This is a genomic window from Vibrio harveyi NBRC 15634 = ATCC 14126 = KCTC 12724, assembly GCF_001591145.1.
Classification (GTDB): domain Bacteria; phylum Pseudomonadota; class Gammaproteobacteria; order Enterobacterales; family Vibrionaceae; genus Vibrio; species Vibrio harveyi.
This window is the reverse complement of the sequence record NZ_BCUF01000155.1, coordinates 1-757: the sequence shown is the minus strand read 5'-3', so window position 1 is coordinate 757 and position 757 is coordinate 1. Positions and strand designations below refer to the sequence as shown.

At 36.6% G+C, this 757-nt stretch carries 1 protein-coding gene; it reads right to left on the bottom strand.

Annotated elements, in window-relative coordinates; all coding sequences use genetic code 11:
- Window positions 1–5: 5 nt before the first annotated feature.
- A complete protein-coding gene (locus VHA02S_RS24960) occupies window positions 6–707 on the bottom strand; it encodes a hypothetical protein (RefSeq protein ID WP_038898883.1) in 702 nt (233 codons plus the stop codon).
- Window positions 708–757: the final 50 nt, after the last annotated feature.

Below are 757 nucleotides of genomic sequence, written 5' to 3'. Positions count from 1 at the left end.
GATTGTTAGTTTTTTATATCGTTGTCAGGAAAGTAGATTCGATCTCTATATAGAGAAGGCGTTATCTGAAAACAGCACCCTCGAATGACACCAAGATAAACCATAGTAATGTAGACAACACTTACTAGAATTGCTTTTAAGCTTTCAAATGAGAGTAAGTTACCGTCTTCTGTAAAAGTGAACATGCTAACTACCAGTGATGGGCTATCTTCGAATCCAACCGCTAAGCTAAGCAGACTTGCCAACAGAAAAGCAAAACAATTTTTTTCTAAGTTGAGAAGGTTCCTGGTTTCTTGACGCTTTTCAGCAACGACACCTAAAGCTACTGAATTATCATTCTTTATCGCATAAGTTCGCATTTTAGACGCTGTGATATAGTCTTTCGTAAACGTCTGTCGAAAATTCCCATTATCAGAGTGTTGAAAGAACTCAATAGTCGGCAGGGATAATACAATTTGTGAGATCACGAACTTTAACCCAGTCACGACGACTGCCATAAATAAGCTATATACACAAAGAAACACTAAAAAACTACCAATTGTTATGCTGGATTTGATATAGCTAAAATTCAGTTCGAAAATAGAAATGCCATGCGCATAAAGCAAAACCCCGTCTAGAAATATAACGAACGTGGAAAGAAAAACGAAATAGTTAAAACTATCTGCCCTATCCATTATTTGATTTACGTAAGACAAAACTTTATCCACTGTACTCTCCAAAAAACTAATGCCCTGTTAAGGTGTGAGCAACGCAATAC